Origin of the sequence: Klebsiella sp. MS 92-3, assembly GCF_000195655.1 — a bacterium.
Taxonomy (GTDB): Bacteria; Pseudomonadota; Gammaproteobacteria; order Enterobacterales; family Enterobacteriaceae; genus Klebsiella; species Klebsiella pneumoniae.
Genome location: NZ_GL882815.1, coordinates 55,645 through 59,148 on the forward strand (window position 1 = coordinate 55,645; position 3,504 = coordinate 59,148).

Here is a 3,504-nt window from a genome sequence, read left to right on the forward strand (position 1 = left end):
CCCCCCCCCCGCGGGGGGGGGGGGGGGGGGCGGACGGAACCTTCACCATCACCCTCGCCTCCACCGGGGAGCGCTGGCCGGTGCCGGGGGACAAAACCATCGCCCAGGTGCTGCAGGAGCATGGCGTCGCGGTGCCGCTCTCCTGCGAGATGGGGATCTGCGGCGCCTGCCTGACGCCGGTACGCGAGGGAACCGTCGACCACCGGGATACCGTGCAGTCGGAGGCGGAAAAACAGGCCGCAGAGCAGCATATTGCGCTGTGCTGCTCCCGCAGCCTGTCGGCCAATTTAGTTATCGATCTCGCGGGATAAGCGGCCCGTCACCGGCTGGTCGGCGCGGGCGACCGGTTTCACCCGTACGGCGGCGAAGACAATCACCATCGAGCTCAACAGCAGCAGACCGCTGCCGGTGAAGACGCCGCTGGCGCCGTGCAAATCAAACACCGCCCCGCCGCCGGCGGCCCCGGCGCTGATGGCCAGCTGAATAGAGGCGACCAGCAGACCGCCCGCGCTTTCTGCTTCATCCGGCACGGTGGTGGCAAGCCAGGTGGACCAGGCCACCGGCACCAGGCCGAAGGCAAATCCCCACAGGGCGACCAGCAGCCCGGCCAGCACGGTCAGATGGCCAAACGTCACCATCAGCAGCGCCAGAACGCTCATCATCAACGGCACCAGCGCCAGGGTCAGGCGCAGGCTACGGCTCAGCAGATAGCTCGCCACCGAAGTGCCGATAAAGTTAGCGACACCGAAGCCGAGCAATATCAGCGAAACCCCTTCGATACTGGCCTGCGCGACGATCTCAAGGAACGGCCGCAGGTAGGTAAAGAAGGCGAAATGGCCGCTGAAAATCAGGATCGTCGCCAGCATGCCGCCCAGCATACCGGGACGGCGCAGCACCCTGAACAGCGTGGAGAAGGTCCCGACGCTCTCCGGGCGCATGGAAGGCAGCACCCACAGCTGCCAGAGCAGCGCCAGCAGGCTGGGTATCGCACAGAGAATAAACACGTTGCGCCAGCCGATCAGCTCCCCGAGGTAGCTGCCGAGCGGCGCGGCCACCACCGTGGCGACAGACACCGCGGAAAAGATGATCGCCAGCGCCTTTGGCACATGGGCCGCCGGCACCAGACGCATCGCCGTGGCGGTGGACATCGCCCAGAAGCCGCCGATGGCGATCCCCAACAGCAGACGGCCCAGCAGGAGAAACGCCAGCGAATCGGCAAAAGCGACCATCAGGCTGGAGACTATCTGCAGTACGGAAAAGAACATCAGCACCCAGCGGCGATCGATATTGCGGGTGGCGGTGGCGATCAGCAGGCCGGTAACTAACGCCACCAGCGCCGTTGCGGTGACCGCCTGTCCGGCCATCCCTTCACTGACGCCGAGGCTGCTGGCCATCGGCGTTAACAGGCTGGCGGGCAGAAACTCGGCCACGATCAGGCCGAACACCCCGAGGGCCAGGGCATAGACGGCGCGCCAGGCAGGTTTGGCGGGAGACAGGCTCGCGTCAGCAGCTATGCAGGAACTCATATACAACTCTCCAGGTTTATTAACATCCTGGTCATCTTAGGGACTTACTTTCGGACGATATATGATGCATACTCTTCAGTTATTGATTATTCGTCCGGAATTACCATGAGCCAGCCTGCCATCGACCTGACCAGCGAACTGTTGCGCGGTATGCGCCTCTCCGGCGTTAACTACCGGCGCATCGAAACCGCACGCCCGTTCGGCGTCGGCTTTAGCGCCGTGGCGGGTAAAGCCCAGTTCCATTTCATCAGCCGCGGGCCGGTGCTGCTGCGCATGGCCAGCGGAGAACAGTTCACCCTCGAGAGCGGCGATGCGCTGTTTATTCCTAACGGCGACGGGCACGCCCTGCTCTCAGATCCGCAGGCCACGGTGGTCAATGTGGCGCAGCTGCCCAGCGAAACGGTGTGCAGCACGGTAAGTTGTATCAACGCTGGCGACCAGCCTGACTGCCCGGAGCGCGCCGTCATTTTCAGCGGTTGTATGGACTTTGAGCTCGGCGGCATGCAGCCGCTGGTCAAGGCCATGCCGGAGGTGATGCGGGTCAGCAGCCTGCTTAATACCTGGCCGGAGATCCAGCCGCTGCTGGCGGCGATGGAGCGGGAATCGCTCACCCGCCAGGCAGGCTATGCCGGGATCCTCGCCCGGCTGGCGGACGTGGTGGCCGCGCTGATTGTCCGCGGCTGGGTAGCGTGCGGGTGCGGCAACGCCACCGGCTGGGTACAGGTCCTGCGCGATCCCCGGCTGGCGAAAGCGATCTACGCCATGCATCAGCGCCCGGGGGTCAACTGGAAAGTGGAAGATCTGGCGCGGGAGGCGGGTCTTTCACGCTCGCTGTTCGCGGAACGTTTTCTCGCCGCCACCGGCACCACCCCCGCCCGCTATCTCACCGAGCTGCGTATGCGGCTGGCGGTGCAGTACATCACCCATGAAGGCCAGGCGCTGGAAAAAGTCGCCTTCAGCCTCGGGTATCAATCGCTGGCGGCCTTCAGCCGGGCCTTCAAACGCATCACCGGCCAGCCGCCGGGAGCCCTGCGCGCCACGGCACGCTAGAGTCAGCCTTTATGTAAAGCGATACACGCCGTTGCCGACACGAAAGCGCTGCCCCTTAAGCGCCGGGTTGGCGACGCGGAACACCAGTTCGGTCAGCTGGTTGGCAGCCCCTTCACGGAAGATAAATTGCTGGCCTCCCACGTCCAGTCCCTGCTCCCCCAGTGGCGGAAAGCCCAGCAGCGCCTGCCAGCGATCGCGCACCGCCTGCGGATTGACCACCTCGAACACCGCCTGCTCAAGCGTAATGTCGCCCAGCGGATGCGGCGCGTCCAGCCTCTGGGCGCGCAGCCGCGTCAGCCGGGTGGCGTCGTCTTCTTCCCACTGCAGCACAAAGGGATAGACCAGCCCGTCAGTGTCGCCATCGATGGTGAAGATCCGCCAGCGGATGATATTGCCCTGCGGATCGTTGCGCTGGCCATCGACAATCGGTGACACTGTCACCCCTGTACGACGCAACTGGTCATAGGTGGCGTCGATGTCGTCGCTGCGCAGCGCCATCCGAAACAGCGCCTCATTCTCCGGCAGCAGCCGTGCGGCGTCGCGCGAAAGGAGGAATTTGTCCGTCGCGGCGCGCAGTTCGTCCGGGTCGGCAATGGCGAGGAATTCGATATAGGTCAGGCCAAAATAGCTCAGCGCATTGCGGGTTCCCCACCCCGGATGCCGCCCTCCGGCCACCGCCCGCAGCTGCTGCCCGGCAAAGATTTCAATCGCCGCTTCCGGCTGATTCACAAACTGTACTGCGTGGTCCCACTGCAAGGTTGCCATGATCTCTCCCGCGATTGTGCCTGGTCAGGCGCCTGCGGCAAAAGATAGTGCTGGGGTGAAGGGAATGGCAAACAAGAATTAAATATATCGAAAGCTGGATAAGTGATTTATATCAACGCGGTATGTCGCATCTGACAGGCGATGAAACGGCGGGCAAAGAACC

General features: G+C 63.9%; 3 protein-coding genes and 1 pseudogene. 2 read left to right on the forward strand and 2 right to left on the reverse strand.

Annotated elements, in window-relative coordinates; translation table 11 throughout:
- Positions 1-311, forward strand: a pseudogene (gene hpxE, locus HMPREF9538_RS0127790) (molybdenum cofactor-independent xanthine hydroxylase subunit HpxE); the annotation flags it as partial.
- Here the strand turns inward: hpxE and HMPREF9538_RS12650 are convergent.
- The gene (locus HMPREF9538_RS12650) at positions 288-1,526 is read right to left on the reverse strand and encodes an MFS transporter (RefSeq protein WP_009485252.1); all 1,239 of its coding nucleotides are present in this window, start codon (positions 1,524-1,526) and stop codon (positions 288-290) included. The pseudogene hpxE and the gene HMPREF9538_RS12650 sit on opposite strands and share 24 nt — an antisense overlap.
- A gap of 105 nt (positions 1,527-1,631) precedes the next feature.
- Between HMPREF9538_RS12650 and HMPREF9538_RS12645 the strand changes: the two genes are divergently transcribed.
- Positions 1,632-2,576 (forward strand): AraC family transcriptional regulator, encoded by a 945-nt coding sequence (locus tag HMPREF9538_RS12645; protein WP_004176212.1) that lies wholly within the window; start codon positions 1,632-1,634, stop codon positions 2,574-2,576.
- 9 nt (positions 2,577-2,585) lie between these two features.
- Here the strand turns inward: HMPREF9538_RS12645 and HMPREF9538_RS12640 are convergent, their stop codons facing one another.
- Entirely contained in the window at positions 2,586-3,341 is a 756-nt protein-coding gene (locus HMPREF9538_RS12640; RefSeq protein ID WP_009485253.1) for a VOC family protein, read from the reverse strand.
- Positions 3,342-3,504 lie beyond the last annotated feature (163 nt).

Coding starts and splice junctions, on each gene's coding strand:
- HMPREF9538_RS12650 (WP_009485252.1), bottom strand. CDS start 1,526: ATGAGTTCCTGCATAGCTGCTGACGCGAGCCTGTCTCCCGCCAAACCT.
- HMPREF9538_RS12640 (WP_009485253.1), bottom strand. CDS start 3,341: ATGGCAACCTTGCAGTGGGACCACGCAGTACAGTTTGTGAATCAGCCG.
- HMPREF9538_RS12645 (WP_004176212.1), top strand. CDS start 1,632: ATGAGCCAGCCTGCCATCGACCTGACCAGCGAACTGTTGCGCGGTATG.